The sequence below is a fragment of the Paracoccus stylophorae genome (genome assembly GCF_028553765.1).
Classification (GTDB): Bacteria; Pseudomonadota; Alphaproteobacteria; order Rhodobacterales; family Rhodobacteraceae; genus Paracoccus; species Paracoccus stylophorae.
Window position 1 is genome coordinate 2230826 of record NZ_CP067134.1, and the last position, 15402, is coordinate 2246227.

Annotated in this window: 15 protein-coding genes and 4 pseudogenes; 12 read left to right on the forward strand and 7 right to left on the reverse strand. The window is 65.1% G+C overall.

Going from position 1 to position 15402, the window contains the following annotated elements; translation table 11 throughout:
* Positions 1 to 3: 3 nt before the first annotated feature.
* Both lspA and JHW45_RS10945 read right to left on the reverse strand, forming a co-directional pair.
* Positions 4 to 504, reverse strand: a complete 501-nt coding sequence (gene lspA, locus JHW45_RS10940; RefSeq protein ID WP_123194466.1) for a signal peptidase II — start codon at positions 502 to 504, stop codon at positions 4 to 6.
* Positions 501 to 1355 (reverse strand): cation efflux transmembrane domain-containing protein, encoded by an 855-nt coding sequence (locus tag JHW45_RS10945; protein ID WP_123194467.1) that lies wholly within the window; start codon positions 1353 to 1355, stop codon positions 501 to 503. Before JHW45_RS10945 ends, lspA begins: the two co-directional genes overlap by 4 nt.
* Before the next feature lie 56 nt (positions 1356 to 1411).
* On the opposite strand from JHW45_RS10945, the gene JHW45_RS10950 reads away from it, so the two are divergent.
* The 4 genes and pseudogenes from JHW45_RS10950 to JHW45_RS10960 all read left to right on the forward strand — a co-directional run bounded on the left by JHW45_RS10950 (position 1412) and on the right by JHW45_RS10960 (position 3967).
* Positions 1412 to 1756 (forward strand): ArsR/SmtB family transcription factor, encoded by a 345-nt coding sequence (locus JHW45_RS10950; protein ID WP_123194468.1) that lies wholly within the window; start codon positions 1412 to 1414, stop codon positions 1754 to 1756.
* Between the two features lie 282 nt (positions 1757 to 2038).
* Positions 2039 to 2086, forward strand: a pseudogene (locus tag JHW45_RS17955) (hypothetical protein); the annotation flags it as partial.
* 77 nt (positions 2087 to 2163) lie between these two features.
* Positions 2164 to 2343: a rhodanese-like domain-containing protein gene (locus JHW45_RS10955; RefSeq protein ID WP_197717489.1), complete on the forward strand. Its 180-nt coding sequence runs from the start codon at positions 2164 to 2166 to the stop codon at positions 2341 to 2343.
* Between the two features lie 79 nt (positions 2344 to 2422).
* On the forward strand, positions 2423 to 3967 hold the full coding sequence (locus JHW45_RS10960; protein WP_163464875.1) for a multicopper oxidase family protein: 1545 nt from the start codon (positions 2423 to 2425) through the stop codon (positions 3965 to 3967).
* A 243-nt stretch (positions 3968 to 4210) separates the two neighbouring features.
* On the opposite strand, the gene JHW45_RS10965 is transcribed toward JHW45_RS10960, so the two are convergent.
* From JHW45_RS10965 to JHW45_RS10985, 5 genes and pseudogenes are all read right to left on the reverse strand, one after another.
* Positions 4211 to 4594 carry a hypothetical protein gene (locus tag JHW45_RS10965; protein ID WP_163464876.1) on the reverse strand — a complete coding sequence of 128 codons (384 nt, stop codon included), beginning with the start codon at positions 4592 to 4594 and terminating at the stop codon, positions 4211 to 4213.
* Positions 4591 to 5385, reverse strand: a pseudogene (locus JHW45_RS10970) (recombinase family protein); the annotation flags it as partial. The gene JHW45_RS10965 and the pseudogene JHW45_RS10970, both read right to left, overlap by 4 nt.
* A 13-nt stretch (positions 5386 to 5398) precedes the next feature.
* The gene (locus JHW45_RS10975) at positions 5399 to 6334 is read right to left on the reverse strand and encodes an IS110 family RNA-guided transposase (RefSeq protein WP_074555568.1); all 936 of its coding nucleotides are present in this window, start codon (positions 6332 to 6334) and stop codon (positions 5399 to 5401) included.
* Positions 6335 to 6493: 159 nt separating this feature from the next.
* Positions 6494 to 7072 (reverse strand): annotated as a pseudogene (locus tag JHW45_RS10980) (recombinase family protein); the annotation flags it as partial.
* An 89-nt stretch (positions 7073 to 7161) separates the two neighbouring features.
* Positions 7162 to 7608, reverse strand: a pseudogene (locus tag JHW45_RS10985) (DUF2924 domain-containing protein); the annotation flags it as partial.
* Between the two features lie 394 nt (positions 7609 to 8002).
* Here JHW45_RS10985 and JHW45_RS10990 point away from each other — a divergent pair.
* From JHW45_RS10990 to JHW45_RS11025, 8 genes are all read left to right on the forward strand, one after another.
* Positions 8003 to 10177 (forward strand): hypothetical protein, encoded by a 2175-nt coding sequence (locus JHW45_RS10990; protein WP_163464879.1) that lies wholly within the window; start codon positions 8003 to 8005, stop codon positions 10175 to 10177.
* Between the two features lie 76 nt (positions 10178 to 10253).
* Positions 10254 to 10499 (forward strand): hypothetical protein, encoded by a 246-nt coding sequence (locus JHW45_RS10995; protein WP_163464880.1) that lies wholly within the window; start codon positions 10254 to 10256, stop codon positions 10497 to 10499.
* Between the two features lie 99 nt (positions 10500 to 10598).
* Entirely contained in the window at positions 10599 to 11309 is a 711-nt protein-coding gene (locus JHW45_RS11000; protein WP_163464881.1) for an RNA polymerase sigma factor, read from the forward strand.
* 96 nt (positions 11310 to 11405) lie between these two features.
* Complete coding sequence (locus JHW45_RS11005; RefSeq protein WP_163464882.1) at positions 11406 to 11600, forward strand: hypothetical protein; 195 nt, start codon at positions 11406 to 11408, stop codon at positions 11598 to 11600.
* A gap of 38 nt (positions 11601 to 11638) precedes the next feature.
* The gene (locus tag JHW45_RS11010) at positions 11639 to 11935 is read left to right on the forward strand and encodes a hypothetical protein (RefSeq protein ID WP_163464883.1); all 297 of its coding nucleotides are present in this window, start codon (positions 11639 to 11641) and stop codon (positions 11933 to 11935) included.
* On the forward strand, positions 11935 to 12810 hold the full coding sequence (locus JHW45_RS11015; RefSeq protein WP_163464884.1) for an ATP-binding protein: 876 nt from the start codon (positions 11935 to 11937) through the stop codon (positions 12808 to 12810). Before JHW45_RS11010 ends, JHW45_RS11015 begins: the two co-directional genes overlap by 1 nt.
* A 101-nt stretch (positions 12811 to 12911) precedes the next feature.
* Positions 12912 to 13535, forward strand: coding sequence for a hypothetical protein (locus tag JHW45_RS11020; protein WP_163464885.1), 624 nt, complete (start codon positions 12912 to 12914; stop codon positions 13533 to 13535).
* Positions 13536 to 13549: 14 nt separating this feature from the next.
* A complete protein-coding gene (locus JHW45_RS11025) occupies positions 13550 to 15238 on the forward strand; it encodes a DEAD/DEAH box helicase (protein WP_272857725.1) in 1689 nt (562 codons plus the stop codon).
* Positions 15239 to 15402 lie beyond the last annotated feature (164 nt).

The window sequence follows — 15402 nt, forward strand, 5'->3', positions numbered from 1 at the left end:
CGATTATTTCCCCGTAACGTTTTCTTCTCGGTGGTTACGTTCGGGCTTGTTCTTCGCCGAGCGGAAGCTGTCCCAGAACAGCAGGGCCGCACCGCAGAAAATCGCCACATCCGCGAGATTGAAGGACGGCCAGTGGTATGATCCGTAATGGAAATCCAGAAAGTCCGGGACGGCCTGATAGCGCAGGCGGTCGAGGACATTTCCGAGCGCGCCTCCGATGATCAGACCGAGGGCCGCACCCGTCAGCCTGTCCGGCGCGCGCCACAACCAGATCAACAGCCATCCAACGATCACGCCAGCAAGCGCGATGAGGCCCCACCACGGTACGACCCCGCCGAGTATACCGAAGCTGACCCCATCGTTCAGAACCCGCACGAGGTTCAGAAAGGGTAAAACCTCGACCCCGCTCTCAAGCGCCGGTGTGCTAAGGGCAAGCGCCTTGGTGCCCTGATCGAGACCAAGCGCTGCGATCGCGCAGAGCCCGCCCAGAACGCGGCTATTCATGCCGCCGCCTTCAGATCGGCCCGCGCATCGCGAATGATCGCCCAAGCGGAGTGCAGGAACAGTCCGGCGATACCGAAGGCGACGATAAGGTCGGGCCACGCGCTGCCCAGCCACGCTACGAGACCGGCGGCGATGACGACCGCCGCATTGCCGATGGCGTCGTTGCGCGAGAATAGCCAGACGGCCCGCATGTTCGCGTCGCCCTTGCGGAACCGCAGCAGCGGCAGAACGGAGACGACATTGACGACAAGGGCGATCATGCCGAGCAGGCCCATGAGACCTGCATCCGGCGTCGTCCGTTCGAAGACCCGGACGATCGTCGTGCCGAGGACGCCAAGACCGAGGAGCCCGAGGAAAATGCCCTGGATCAGGGCCGACCGAGCCCGCCAGGCGAGGCTCCAGCCAATGGCCAGCAGGCCGAGGAAGGTGATCGCGCCATCGCCGATGAAATCGAGCGCATCGGCCTTCACGGCCTGTGATCCGGCGATGAATCCGCCGATCATTTCAAGGACGCCGTAACCCACGTTCAGGATCACGACGATCCAGAGAGCGCGTCGGTAGGCCGGATCCTGATGAGCCGGATTCGGCGGAATATCTCCATCGCCCTCGATCCGGTCGAAGCCGTAACCGGTCACCGCAACGGCCTTTTCGATATCTGGCAGGCGCGCCTCGGAGGCGTTCAGTGTCATGATGTGCGTTGCGGCCGACACCTTCACATCGTCGGGCGCTACTCCGGCCGACTGCGCCGCCCGTTCAATCTGCGCGGCATCCTTTGCGCAATCCATACCGGAAACCCGGTAACGGAAGGGCGGGGCATCAGCCGTCGATCCGGCTCTTTCGGTGTTGGCCATGGTCGCGCTATTCCTGCTAGGATGAATCGAAGAACAACATATCAGCGAGGAGTGATATGGTGCAAATCGTCGATGACCGCAAGAGCGCGACCATCGAGCGACGGGCGAAATTGTTCCGCGGCTTCGCGGACCCGAGCCGCCTGGCCATTCTCGGTGCACTTTGCAATGAGCCATTGGCCGTTCACGAGATCGTCGAGCGGACGGAACTATCGCAACCCAACGTCTCCAACCACCTGAGGTGCCTGCTGGACTGCGGGCTTGTCGCCAGCGACCGCGATGGGCGCTTCATCCGCTACCGTATCAGCAGCCCGCGCATCACGGTCCTTCTGAGCGATGTGGACGCACTTCTCGACGTGGTCGCGGAAGGCGTTGAGGCGTGTGACAATTATCGTGGGGCGTAAAAGGTCGAATTTTGACCGGCACACGCAGCATCGCGAACCTTAGCGCTTTGTCGGCACAGCTTGCCGACAAGTAGAACAGTCGGTTCGCGATCGCCACGCCAGTCCGATCCTTGAGCCTCATAACCCGACTAGAATACCGCCCCCTAGCAACACATAGGCGATCATGGCGAGCCAGAATAGCACCTTCTCGACAGCGCCGCCGGTCGAAAATCAATGAGAGACCTCGTCGCGGACGCAAGACTGCGCGTCGATGGGATCAATCCCACTGACGCTCATCGGGCGATGGGGCGTGGCGATGTCATTTTCGACGTGCGCGAACCGGCAGAGCTGGAGAGCGAAGGCGCAATTGAAGGCGCGGTTCACATTCCGCGCGGCCTGGTCGAAGCGCAGGCCGATCCGACACCTGCGTGGCGAACGAGGCTCTGGCCGCGCAGCGCGATGGCGAGGGCCGTGTTCACGCTCTCTGTGCGTCCGGCGCGAGCGCGGCCCTTGCCGCCGACAGCCTGCGCCAGATGGGCTATGGCACCACCGTGATCGAAGGCGGTCTGGCGGGCTGGAAAAAGGCGGACCTGCCGCTTCGCGCCTGACACTGATACAAACGCTGAAGCGATGTTTTCCGGGCCTCGGCTGGGAACGACGCAACCCTTTTAATGACGGAGTATCACTATGAGACGCCGAAAGTTTCTTACCCTCGCCGCAGCCTCCCTCGCGACCCCTGCACTTAATATCAGCCGGGCGTGGGCCGCCGAGCCCGGCGCGCCCTTGCGGATACCGGAGGTCATGGAGATCGGCCCCGGCGCAGGCAACACACTCGATGCGATACGCGGAACACGCGACTTCATCGCAGGCGCGGCGTCGGAAACCTGGGGCTACTCGCAGGATTACCTCGGGCCGCTGCTGAGGTTCCGGCGCGGGCGCACCGCAAACATAAGTGTCACGAACCGTCTCGATGAACCGATCACGGCTCACTGGCACGGCATGCACGTGCCGGGCTATCTCGACGGTGGGCCGCAACTTGCTTTCGGCCCGGGCGAGACTTGGGCGCCGGAATTACCGGTCGATCACCCGGCGGCAACGCTGTTTTACCACAGTCATGTTCACGGGCGAACAGGCCCGCAGGTCTATCGCGGGCTGGCGGGCATGATTGTCATCGACGACCCCGAGATCGACGATCCGCTGCCGCACGACTATGGCGTCAACGATTTTCCACTCATCGTGCAGGATCGACGCTTCGACCGGTCAGGCCGCGTGACCTATAGTCTTGGCATGATGGACCGGATGCACGGGTTCCAAGCGGACCAGATCCTCGTCAACGGTGTGATCCGTCCCAAGCTTACAGTTCCGGCGGGTCTGGTACGCCTGCGTATCCTGAACGCGTCGAATGCGCGCGTGTACGATTTCCGTTTCACCGATGGCAGGCAATTCCACCAGGTCGCGAGCGATGGCGGCCTACTAGATCGCCCGCTGGCCATGGCCAGCCTCCAACTCAACGGCGCCGAACGGGCCGAGATCGTGGCCGATTTTTCGGACCGGTCACCTGTCTCTCTCGCCTCGCGCGACATCGGGATGGGTGGCATGATGAACGAGGGCACGATGGGTGACAGGGGCGGCTCCATGATGATGGGCGATAGAGGCATGATGGGAGATCGCGGTAGGATGGGCGACCGCGGTATGATGGGGATGGGTGGAAACAGTGGTGCGCCGATCGAGATCATGTCGTTTGATGTGGGCGCAGCTGCGCCCGCCGGCCCCACCCGCCTACCCACCTCGCTGCCTTCGGATGCGCCCGCACTCGGCGATCCAGTCCGCAGGCGCAATTTCACCCTCAACATGCACACCGGGGGTATGATGCGCGGCGGCATGATGGGTGGCGACGGTCAGACGATGGGGATCAACGGCGAACCTTACGTCATGGATCGCATTGATGAGACCATCCGCGCAGGCGAAACCGAGCTTTGGCGCATTAGTACCGACATGATGATGCGGCACACGTTCCACGTTCACGGGACTTCTTTTCGGGTCGTGAGTCAGAACGGACGACCGGTCGACTCAGCGCGGATCGGTTGGAAAGACGTTGTTCGTGTGCAGGGCTCGACCGAAATCCTGCTGAGGTTCGACAAGCTGGCTTCGGAAGAGACGCCATTCATGTATCACTGCCACATCCTCGAACACGAGGATGCGGGCATGATGGGACAGTTTACGGTCACATAACAGGACCCCACCCGCTCGACACCGGGTGTCGTCAAGAGCTTACGTCTTCTTGCGGCGTTCTATCAGGTGTCGGTGTCGCCTTGTTGAAACGCATTACGGAGTATGTCTAGACCCGAACGGAGAACACCTCGCTAAGCTGCGGGTCCGCCGAAGCGGCCGTTCAGTCGCTCGGCAGCATTCGTCAAAAAGGGGCTCAGGTGCAGTCGATTGCCGCACAGATCACGAACGGCCGTTCTCGCTGTTTCAACCAAGGTGTTCGGTCTGGATCGCCCACTCCACTGGAAATGGCTCGAGCACTCGCGCCAGCGTGACCTCCGGCCCCTGCTTCCCGTTTAGTATCGCTTCGACGATGTCGGGGGCGAGCAAGGTCAGGCGCAGGACGCGTGTCATGTAGGAGGGCGCGATCCCCTCGCGTTCGGCAAGTTCGGCGATGGTGGCATACTCACCAGACTCCAGCATCCGCTTCCAACGAAAAGCGCGGGCCAGCGCCTTGACCAGTGAGCTGTCGGCCCTGTGCGGCTGGGTGGCGCCCTCCGGCAACTGCATTTCCTTCCGGCCGCCGCGCTTCACAATGCGGAACGGCACGTGGAGCGTCACCGTCTCAGGGATCGGCGTCGCGCGGGTCATGCTGCTGCGCCCATATCGCCGGCCAGCATCTCGCGCGCGAGGTAGCCGAGGCCGTCAATGCGCAGACGAACGTTCAGCCCGCCCTCTCCAATATCCACACGCTCGACCAGCAGCGCCACGATGCGCGTCTGCTCTGCGGGGAAGAGTTCGTCCCACAGCGGATCGAAGTGCTGCAGGGCCGCGCGGGCGTCTTCCTCGGTGATGTCGTCGGCATTGGCGCGTGCCGCCTTCCGTGTCCCGGCCACGATCTCGGGTTGGCGGAACACTGCGCGGAGCTGATCAATGACGGCGGTTTCGATCTCACCAGCCGAGACACGGCCCACGGGACACGATCCGGCGCCGTGCTTCAGCACCGTCTGGCTGACATAGTAGCGGTACAGTCGGTCGCCCTTCCGGGTGTGCGTCGGCGAGAACGCGGCGCCATCGGGCCCGAACAGCAGCCCCTTCAGCAACGCCGGGGTCTCGGCGCGGGTGCGCGCGGCGCGCTTGCGCGGGCTCTCCCGCAGGATGGAATGCACCCGGTCCCATGTCTCGCGGTCGATGATCGCATCGTGCTCGCCGGGGTAGCTCTCGCCCTTGTGGACCGCCTCGCCGATGTAGGCGCGGTTGTTCAGCATCCGGTAGAGGTACTTCTTGTCGATCCGGTTGCCGCGCGGCGTGCGGATGCCGCGCTTGGCCACCCCGCGCGCCAGTTCCGTCCCCGAGCCAATCTCGAGGAAGCGCGCGAAGATCCAGCGGACGTGTTCGGCCCGTTCCTCGTCGATGACCAGCTTCCGGCTCTCGACGCGGTAGTATCCGTCTTGGTCAAGCGGGTCTGTCGGCCCATTTCCGGCCGTCGCGCAGCAGCGCATTGGCGAGGAGGACGAGCTTGCGCATGACGGCGGTGATCGCGAGCTTTGGTGCTTTGCCGCTTTCAAGCAGCTGCTGGTATTTTCGCTTGAGGTCTGTGTTGAAGCGGATGGCGACGAGGGCGGGCATGAAGATCGCGGCGCGCAGGCTGGCGCGTCCGCCGCGGATCATTTCCTTTCCCTTCCACTTGCCCGAACGGCGCGTGAAGGGTGCCAGCCCGGCGAGGCTCGCGGCCTGTTTCGGCTCGAGGGTGCCGAGCTCCGGCATCTCGATCAGCAGCATGCACGCGGTCACGGCGCCGATGCCGGGAATAGAGGTCAGGATGTCGAGACGCTCGGCCAGGGCGGGGTCCGCTGCGATCAGGGTGGAGATGGTTTCGTCAACTTCGGCAAGCTGCTTCTCGATGATGGCCAGCCGCGCCTTCGCCTGGCGGCGGATCAGGCTGATCGCTGCTGTTTCAGCACGGTTTCCTGCCGCCGTCCGATCCTTGATCAGCGCCAGCCGCGCGACGTGCAACTCCCTCAGTTCGTTCATGAGTTCGCCACGAACCGGCCGCGGCGGCAGGTCGAGTGCGAGCCCCATCCGCGCCAGCAGCATCGCATCCACCCGATCTGTCTTGGCCTGCGTGCCAGTGGCCTCCGCGAAGCGCCGCGCCTGGCGAGGATTGACCTTGACCAGCGCATGTCCCGCCTTTGCGAGCGCTTCCTCCATTCCACGATGATAGGGGCCGGTCGGCTCGTAGACGATCCGCAGTCCTTCGGTGTTGCCGATCCATTTCAGCAAGGTCTTGAACCCGGCCTTGTCGTTTCCGAAAGAGTTGTGTTGCCGATCCGAGAGCCGGAACGCGTCCAGCCGGTCTTTCGAGATGTCGATGCCGATGATATCCTGCATCCGTCTTTTCCTTACCTCTGCTTGTCATGCAGGCCCGAAGCCCTGCTATCCGTTCAGGTCATGAGAAAAGACGGGGGCGATCACACTACCGCACGGCCCGCAACGGCCGACCCATTCTCGATCCGTCCCCCGCCGCTGCCCGGCATATTTGGGGTGCCGGGCAGCGGCTCCCTTATCGCAAGGAAGCCGAGGGAAGTCATAAGACAAGCCATAGGGCGGCACCCCGCCCATCCACATGCCCTTCTTTCGGCTGGCGGCGACCTTGTCGCGGATGCGCTCGGCCGTCACCTCCCGCTCGAACTGCGCGAACGAGAGCAGGATGTTCAGCGTCAACCGGCCCATGGACGTAGTCGTGTTGAAGGACTGGGTGACCGAGACGAAGGTCACGCCGTTCCTGTCGAACACCTCGACCAGCTTGGCGAAGTCGGCAAGCGAGCGGCTGAGGCGGTCGATCTTGTAGACCACCACCACGTCGACCAATCCGTCCTCGATATCCTCCTGCAGCCGCTTCAATCCGGGCCTGTCGAGCGTCCCGCCCGAGATCCCGCCGTCATCATACTGATCGCGGACCAGCACCCAACCCTCGGAGCGCTGGCTGGCGATGTACGCCTCGCAGGCCTCGCGCTGTGCATGCAGGCTGTTGAATTCCTGCTCCAGCCCTTCCTCGGAGGATTTGCGGGTGTAGACTGCACACCGCAGCTTGCGGACGACCTTCGATTTATCGGACGGCTTCGTCATGTCTCCCGGCCCTGCGCTTGCGCTTCGGGCGTTCGCGGCTGCGAACGATCCACTGGATCGTCCGCTCGCCTGCGGCGACCCCCACTCACCCCCCTGTGGTTCTTGAGGCCGAAGAAGGTCCATCCGTTCCAGCGGGTGCCGGTGATGGCGCGGGCGATGGCCGACAGCGACTTGTACGGCCGCCCCTGCCATTCGAAGCCGTCGGCGGTGACGGTGACGATATGCTCGACGCCCTGCCATTCTCGCAGGAGGCGCGTCCCCGTGATTGGTCGGTCGCGGTCGGCGCGGATGCTGCGCTTCGCCCGGTCGCCGCCGTCCAGTTCCTCGCCCAGCCGTTCAAGCCGCCGGATCGTCTCGGGTTTCAGCCCGCCATAGGCGAGTTCTTGGATGCGATACGCGATGCGGCTTTCGAGATAGCGGCGATTGAAGGGCGGCGGCTCGCTATCGAACAGGTCGCGCCACTGTTGCTTCAAGTCGGGCGTCGGCGTGGTCTTGAGCGCGGCCAGGCGCACGGGGATGGGATCGGGCTTGTTCATGCATTTCTCCGGTGAGTTGGAGTTGCATGACGGCATTGGTCGGGCGGATAGTGTAGGCAACGTTCTCCAGTATCGTCAGATACTTCGCCCTTCTCCCGCATGCGCAACCGAACCAGCCCGAGCGCCAGCAGGCCGCACAGCTCAGTGCGGCGTTCTGCGGGCGTCATCTGGTCGGGCGGCAGCGGATTGGGGCGTTTCATGCGGGGCGGGTCCGGGCTGCAGGGGCTTCATCCGTAAAAAGCCACCTGCCGCGCGGGATCGGGACAGCGCTCCAGAAACGATCATGATGGATACCACTGCCGCTTCAGGTTGCGCTTCGGTCTTGTTTTGTTCGGTTGAATCGTCAGACTGGCGTTCCGCAAAGTCTAGTGAGGGCAGCAAGTAGGAGGGCCAGGTGGCTAGGTCATTGTTTCGCGGGGCGCCGGAGCTTTCGCGCCTGTTTATTGAATCTCCAATCCAATTGATCAGCGAATTTCTTTCGCACTCGCAGTTTTCGGTATTCCTAAGCGATGCAATGGCCGCTGTGCCCGCCGATGCTGAAGATCAGATCCGCACCGAAAGAATGGCGGAAGCTCTGAAGGCTCTGAAGAGTGACAGAATTAACCTGATCGAGATCGAGGCCCGTCGCGTCATGCTGATGACCGACACGACGCCTGATGCGATGCTCCGTCGGCTCGCCGAAGACCCGCGCTTCGCTGCGAAGGAAGGGTTGAAGGGGCAGCGCGACGCGGTCGCCAGAAGCCTTTGGGCTTACCTCCATGCCATAGCACTGTTCGAAGCCGCTGAGCGTGCGATGCAGGTGCGGGTCTACCGCGAGCATGGAACGCTATACGAGGCGTGGTCGATAGATGCCTCAATTCCCCTAGCGGCAGCGGGTGTCGACCATGATGCGCTCTCGAAAGAGATCGCCGAGCGCCTGCAGCATGACGATGGCTGTAAAGTGGAGGCTGTCGACCTACCCGCCGAAAACGGTGAGAGTCAGGACGTCTTGCTGGCTGTGACCTTCTTCGGCGCCTATGCGAGCCAGAAAACCGTCCAGCCGGACAAGTCGACGAAGCTGCTCTATTTCCGCCCACCTGATGAGATGCTGCTGGTCTATTCGCATGCCCGGCGACGGATCGAGGTGTGTTCGCGCGACAGGGTGGAACGCAAGATCGTCGCCAATCTGTTCGCCGCAGATACTCTGAAGCACGACATTTCGAACAAGCCCCTGACCCAGAAGACTTACAACCTCTCTCGCTTCCGAAACTCGCTCAAGCTGCCGATACCCGATGAAGAAGCGCATCGGGTCAAGAAGGCAGGCATCATCGAAGTTCAGGTCGCGCTGGGCGACTGGTCTCGGAAGGTGACCCTCAGTGTCGCGCCGGAGGACGACATCGACGCGATCGCGAGGAGCGTCTTCGGGGCGATCATCCCGAAAGCGGGCGGCGGCTATGTCACGAAGGTCCGCTTCCGGATCGAGCATGTGGACGGGCGCGGGCGAAAAGGTGTCCTTCAGTTCGACGTCTTCGGAAGGAACAAGTCGAACATCCAGAGCGAACGGGACCCCGCCAAGCGAGAGCTGGGCTACGATCTCCTCGAAGCCTGGGGTGTGCTTGAACGCATAGGCGACCTTTCGAAGCCGCAGCGCAAGGAGAAGCTTCCGCAGCTGTTGACGCTCTACGACCTCGCTTCCGAGAAGGCGTCCGGCCAGAACCTCGATGAACTTGGTGTTGCCGCCGACGAGTTGACCGGCGCCGGTTTCCTGACACGCAAGGGATGGTCGGATGTCATCCTGTTCGAGGACGATGAGCTTGGTGAAGTCGTTCACAACGTCGAGCGGGACGGCACGAGCGACGAGGCCACGCTGACGCTGGTCGAAGGCGGAACGGGGTCGACGGTCCCGGCAGAGGATGTCTCCGAGTACGAGATCCGTTTCGATTACCTGCGAGATGCGCTGCGTGACTTGCTCAAGCCGATGGGCCTGAAAGGTCGCGTGCGGGAACTCGCCGATCATCTCCATCAGTTGGGTGTCGCGACCATCGGCCTGGCCGAGGCGCCGATCTACCTCGCACGGGCGACATCGGTCGACAAAGTGCTTGATGCGTCCGACCGCCTCGCCCGGGGCGAAGGCAACCGAATTCGCGGGATCGTCTTCGTGCCACAGGACGTGCGGTTTCCCTATTTCGGTTGCCATGTCGTCCTGAGCCTCAGAGATCATGTCGATGCCGATACCGGCATGATCGACGCGGATGCGGTCCGCTCCTCCTATGAGGCTGCGATCGATCCGGCTGCGCGCGGAGCCGCTGTGCACTTCCGCAGGCAAGACGATGGCGCCGCTCAGATCACCGTTCCCGGTCAGGATCCGTGGATCGTCACTGGCGCGAAAAAAGTGAAGCTGTTCGAGCGTCTCTACATGGCTCACCGTGATCGGGAAGGCGGTGTGAAGCTCGCGGTTTTGAAGACGTACGCCGGGTTTTCTCAGCTGCCTCAGTTGTTTGGCGATGAATGGGATGAGGTGAACAACCGGTACCTGTATTCGCCCCGGCATGGCCACTGGGCCCTTTGCGAGGAACCCATCTCCGTTTGATCTCCGTTTGGGGGGTCTGACCATCTCCGATTCGGGCCGTCACTAGGGGTGCTCACTCAGTCAGAGGAGCACCCCGATGCCGACTCCCTTCCCCTCGCGCCAGGCGGCCCAGACGAGCTGGTCCGGCGCCGCGAACACCAAGCTCACCACCTCCAATGCGGAATGGCGCTGCACGCGCTGTGACAAGCTGCTCGGCGTCAGCCGGGACGGCCGCATGCACCTGCGCTTCGCGCGGGGGCACGAGTATCTCGTGGGCTTCCCGGTTCAGGCGACCTGCCGGGGCTGCGGCACGCTGAACCACGCGACCGCACCCGCGCGCTGACGCGCGCATCCACCCAACCCCCTGAAATCGCAGAGACGCGCGACGTCCTGACCTGGCCACGAGAAGGCGCCGGACGCCTGGCCGCAAGGCAGGCGTCCGATGTCCTTCGCGTGGCACGAGATCCGTGATCACCTCATGCATTCATCCTCCAACCTTCACTTTCAGCGCAGTTTCGACGCCATCCGGCGTGCGCAGGCCGCCCTCGCGCCGTTCCGCGATCCGGCGGCCCTGCTGGACGGGCTGCACCGCACGCCCGGCGATCAGGGCCAGAAGAACGTGATCCTCTCCGCGCTCGTCAGGGCGGCGCAGGGCGACGGGCCCGCGTCCGACTGCGCTCTGACGCTGCTGTTGCTGGCACTCTGGCCCGGCCTCGACGCCATCCGCCGCCGGTCGATCTGGCGCAGGATCGGCACCGCCGACGAGATCGCGTCCGACGTGCTGGCGCGCACCACCGAGGCGGTCCGCGGCCTCGACCTCGGGCGCGTCAACTGGATCGCGGCCACGGTGCTTCGGAACGTCGAGCGCGACATGATCCGCGTGCGCCAGCGCGACACGGCGCGCGAACATCTCGCCAGCAGCGCCGATCCCGATGAAGTGGCGGACAGCGGCGACAGCGGGATCGGCGCGGCCGGATACGCGCGGCTCAACGGCGCCGTGCGGAAGCTGCTCGGCGACGACGCCCTGCTGGTGATCCGCGTGGCGATCGAGGGCTTCTCCCAGGCCGAGGTCGCCGTCGAACTGGGCCTGACCGAGGCCGCCGCCCGCAAGCGGTACCAGCGCGCGATGCGCCGGCTGCACGCCGCCCTCTAGGAAATCCCCTGAACGGATGTCCCGATCCGGTCCCGCCATTGGCTTTTCCCATTCGAGCGCCCCGAGCGCCTTCCCTCCAACCGAAAGCAGACACGCATGAACCGCACTGCCGATCTGTCGCTCGAGGATTTCAGGCGTCTTCCGGGGCTCTATCGCCGCTGGGAGCTGACCGAGGTCTGCGAGCCCAACCGCAACTATCAGATCGAGGACGCCGGCATGCACGCCGACGGGACGCCGCTGCTGGCGATCTACGTCGCCGAGCCCGCGCCCGACGTCCGCGAGGCCGCGTGATGCGCCTCCTCGATCACATCATCTCACGGAGAACCGCCATGCCGGACCAGCCGGACGACATCACCCGTCTTCGCAAGGCGAGCTACGCGCTCGAAGACCTCCCCGAAACCATCGCCTTCCCGCAGCGCGCGGGTGACGAGCCGCGCGAGCCGCTACCGGTCGTCGAGGCGACCGTCGACGAGATCGCCTTCGCGATCGTGGAGGCGGAGCGCGAGAGCTCGGCCGCCTACCGCCGCGCCGATGCGCTGAAGCGGCTCTACAAGCTCGCCCGCGAGGCGGGGTGCATCGGCGCAGATCGCGCCGCCACGGCGGTGATGAAGAAGGAGGGCCAGTGATGGCCCTTCCCATCATCGGCGCCGACGAACGGCTCGCGCAGCGCAAGGGCATCAAGGGCGTCATCTTCGGCCGGTCCGGCATCGGCAAGACCAGCCTGCTCTGGACGCTGAACGCCTCGACCACGCTCTTCCTCGATCTCGAGGCTGGCGACCTGGCTGTCGAGGGGCTGGAGATCGACACGCTCCGGCCCCGCACCTGGAAGGAATGCCGCGACTTCGCGGTGTTCATCGGCGGGCCGAACCCGGCGCTGCGCGAGGACCAGCCCTACAGCCAGGCGCATTTCGACGAGGTCTGCGGGCGCTACGGCGATCCGGCGGTGATCGAGAAGTACGAGACGGTTTTCATCGATTCGATCACCGTGGCCGGGCGGCTCTGCTTCCAGTGGTGTCGCGGCCAGCCCGAGGCTTTCTCGGAGAAGACCGGCAAGCCCGACATCCGCGGCGCCTACGGGCTGCACGGCCGCGAGATGATCGGGTGGCTGACCCATCTGCAGCACACGCGCGGCAAGCATGTCTGGTTCGTGGGCATCCTCGACGAGCGGCTCGACGACTTCAATCGCAAGGTCTTCCAGCCGCAGATCGATGGCTCGAAGACCGGGCTCGAACTGCCGGGCATCGTCGATCAGGTCATCACCATGGCCGACATCCCGGACCCGGGCGGCCAGCCGCAGCGCGCCTTCGTCTGCCAGACGCTGAACCCTTGGGGCTATCCGGCCAAGGACCGCTCGGGCCGTCTCGACATGGTCGAGGCCCCGCATCTCGGCCGGCTGATGGAGAAGATCCAGCGCCCCGCGGCGCCTGCCTCCGAACGCCTGACCTGGCCGCCGGTGACGCCCGCCGATCCCGCGCCCGCGCAGGAGCCCGGCCATGGCTGAGCGCCTCTCGCCACGCCCGGTGTCCCGATCCGGTCGCCGGGGTGGCTTTTCCCTTCTGACGCCGCTGCGCGTCCCATCCTCCAACTGAAAGGAGCCGCGCAATGTCCGGACCCTGGAACGACTTCAACTCCGCCCAATCGAACACCAACGTCATCCCGAAAGGCACGCTCGCCAAGGTGCGGCTCACCCTGCGCCCGGGCGGCTTCGACGACCCCTCGCAGGGCTGGACCGGTGGCTGGGCGCGCCGCGCCGCCACCGGCGCCGTCTATCTCGACGCCGAATACACGGTGCTGGAAGGGCCCTATGCCCGCCGCAAGGTCTGGTCGCTGATCGGCCTCTACAGCCCCAAGGGTCCGGACTGGGCCAACATGGGGCGCGGCCTGATCCGCGGCATCCTCAACTCGGCGCGCGGCGTGTCGGACAAGGACAACTCGCCCGAGGCGCAGGCCCGCCGCCGCATCAACGGCTTCGGTGATCTCGACGGCGTCGAGTTCGTCGCCCGCATCGACATCGGCACCGACACCAACGGCGAGGACAAGAACGAGATCCGCGCTGCCGTCACGCCCGATCACCGCGACTACGCAGCGCTGATGGGCGCGGTCGCGCCGCAGTTCACCGCCGCCCCGGCCCAAGGCCATTCCCCGCAGCAGCCCTCCACGGCCACCCAGCCCAGCCAGCCCGCGTCCGCCCCCGGTGCCGCCGGTCGGCCGAGCTGGGCGCAGTAAAGGGGAGATCGGCCATGCGCCTGCGCCCCCGCCAGAAGACCTTCGTCGAGCGCAGCGTGGCTGCGCTCGCTTCCCGCGGCAACACGCTGGGCGTGGCGCCCACCGGTGCGGGCAAGACCATCATGCTCTCGGCGGTCACCGGCGAGATGATCGCAGACGGCGCGAAGGCCTGCGTGCTCGCCCATCGCGACGAGCTGACCGCGCAGAACCGCTCCAAGTTCCAGCGCGTGGTGCCGGGCGTCGCCACCTCGGTGATCGACGCCACGGAGAAGTCCTGGGGCGGCCAGGTCGCCTTCGCCATGGTGCCGACGCTGGCGCGCGCCTCGAACCTCGCCGACATGCCGCGTCTCGACCTGCTCGTCGTAGACGAGGCGCACCATGCCGTCGCCGACAGTTATCGCCGCATCATCAACCGGGTGCGCGAGGTCAATCCCGACGCCCGCATCTTCGGGGTCACGGCGACGCCGAACCGTGGCGACAAGAAGGGCCTGCGCGAGGTCTTCGACAACGTGGCCGACCAGGTGCGGCTGGGCGAGTTGATCGCCTCGGGCCACCTCGTCCCGCCGCGCACCTTCGTCATCGACGTGGGCGTGCAGGACGAGCTGCGTTCGGTCCGCAAGACCATGGCGGATTTCGACATGGCGGAGGTGGCGGGCATCATGGATCGCGCCCCCGTCACCGACGAGGTGATCCGCCACTGGAAGGAGAAGGCGGGCGACCGGCAGACCGTGGTGTTCTGCTCCACCGTCGCCCATGCCGAGCACGTCACCGACGCCTTCAGGGCGGCGGGCGTTTCCGCCGCGCTGATCCACGGGGATCTGGCGGCCGAGACCCGAAAGGCGATCCTCGCCGACTACGCGGCGGGCGACATCCGCGTCGTGGTCAATGTCGCGGTGCTGACGGAGGGCTGGGACCATCCGCCCACTTCCTGCGTCGTGCTGCTGCGCCCCAGCTCCTACAAGTCCACCATGATCCAGATGGTCGGGCGCGGCCTGCGCACCGTCGACCCCGAGGAACACCCCGGCATCGTCAAGACCGACTGCGTCGTGCTGGATTTCGGCACCTCAAGCCTGATCCACGGCACGCTGGAACAGGATGTCGATCTCGACGGCAAGACCGAAACCGGCGAGGCGCCGACCAAGACCTGTCCGGCCTGCGAGGCGGAAATCCCGCTGGCCGCCACCGAATGCCCGCTCTGCGGCGAGGCTTTCCCGCGCGAGGATGAAGGCGCTGGTGAAGGTGGTGGCACCGCGCCGCTGTCGGGCTTCATGATGACGGAAATCGACCTGCTGAAGCGGTCCAGCTTCGCGTGGGTCGACCTCTACGGCACGGACGACGCGCTGATGGCCACGGGCTTCGCGGCCTGGGGCGGCATCTTCTGGCTGGACGGGGTCTGGTACGCCATCGGCGGCGCGAAGGGCGAACGCCCGCATCTGCTGGGCGTGGGCGAGCGCACCGTCTGCCTCGCGCAGGCTGACGACTGGCTGAACACGCACGAGACCGACGAGAGCGCCTTCAAGACCCGTTCCTGGCTCCGCCAGCCGCCGACCGAGAAGCAGCTCCAGTACCTGCCGCCCGAGTGCCGCCATGACTTCGGCCTGACGCGCTACCGCGCCTCCGCGCTGATGACCTTCGGCTTCAACAAGCGCGCCATCCGCCAGCTGATCGACACGGCGGCCTCTCCCGAACGGAGGGCTGCATGACCCATGCCCACATCCACCCCCATCACCGCCGAGGACCGACGGCCGCTCTGGCATCCGCGTGGAACGCTCTGTGCTGTCTGCCGGCAACCCACCCGTGGTTTTGGCTGGTTCGATCCGCACCGGTCGAAGCGGCCCCGGCCCTCGGTCTGGTTCTGCTCAATGCC

Bases quoted from the DNA above. Each gene is read 5' to 3' on its own strand.
- lspA (WP_123194466.1), bottom strand. From the start codon at position 504: ATGAATAGCCGCGTTCTGGGCGGGCTCTGCGCGATCGCAGCGCTTGGT.
- JHW45_RS10945 (WP_123194467.1), bottom strand. From the start codon at position 1,355: ATGGCCAACACCGAAAGAGCCGGATCGACGGCTGATGCCCCGCCCTTC.
- JHW45_RS10950 (WP_123194468.1), top strand. From the start codon at position 1,412: ATGGTGCAAATCGTCGATGACCGCAAGAGCGCGACCATCGAGCGACGG.
- JHW45_RS10960 (WP_163464875.1), top strand. From the start codon at position 2,423: ATGAGACGCCGAAAGTTTCTTACCCTCGCCGCAGCCTCCCTCGCGACC.
- JHW45_RS10965 (WP_163464876.1), bottom strand. From the start codon at position 4,594: ATGACCCGCGCGACGCCGATCCCTGAGACGGTGACGCTCCACGTGCCG.
- JHW45_RS10975 (WP_074555568.1), bottom strand. From the start codon at position 6,334: ATGCAGGATATCATCGGCATCGACATCTCGAAAGACCGGCTGGACGCG.
- JHW45_RS10995 (WP_163464880.1), top strand. From the start codon at position 10,254: ATGCCGACTCCCTTCCCCTCGCGCCAGGCGGCCCAGACGAGCTGGTCC.
- JHW45_RS11000 (WP_163464881.1), top strand. From the start codon at position 10,599: ATGTCCTTCGCGTGGCACGAGATCCGTGATCACCTCATGCATTCATCC.
- JHW45_RS11005 (WP_163464882.1), top strand. From the start codon at position 11,406: ATGAACCGCACTGCCGATCTGTCGCTCGAGGATTTCAGGCGTCTTCCG.
- JHW45_RS11010 (WP_163464883.1), top strand. From the start codon at position 11,639: ATGCCGGACCAGCCGGACGACATCACCCGTCTTCGCAAGGCGAGCTAC.
- JHW45_RS11015 (WP_163464884.1), top strand. From the start codon at position 11,935: ATGGCCCTTCCCATCATCGGCGCCGACGAACGGCTCGCGCAGCGCAAG.
- JHW45_RS11020 (WP_163464885.1), top strand. From the start codon at position 12,912: ATGTCCGGACCCTGGAACGACTTCAACTCCGCCCAATCGAACACCAAC.
- JHW45_RS11025 (WP_272857725.1), top strand. From the start codon at position 13,550: ATGCGCCTGCGCCCCCGCCAGAAGACCTTCGTCGAGCGCAGCGTGGCT.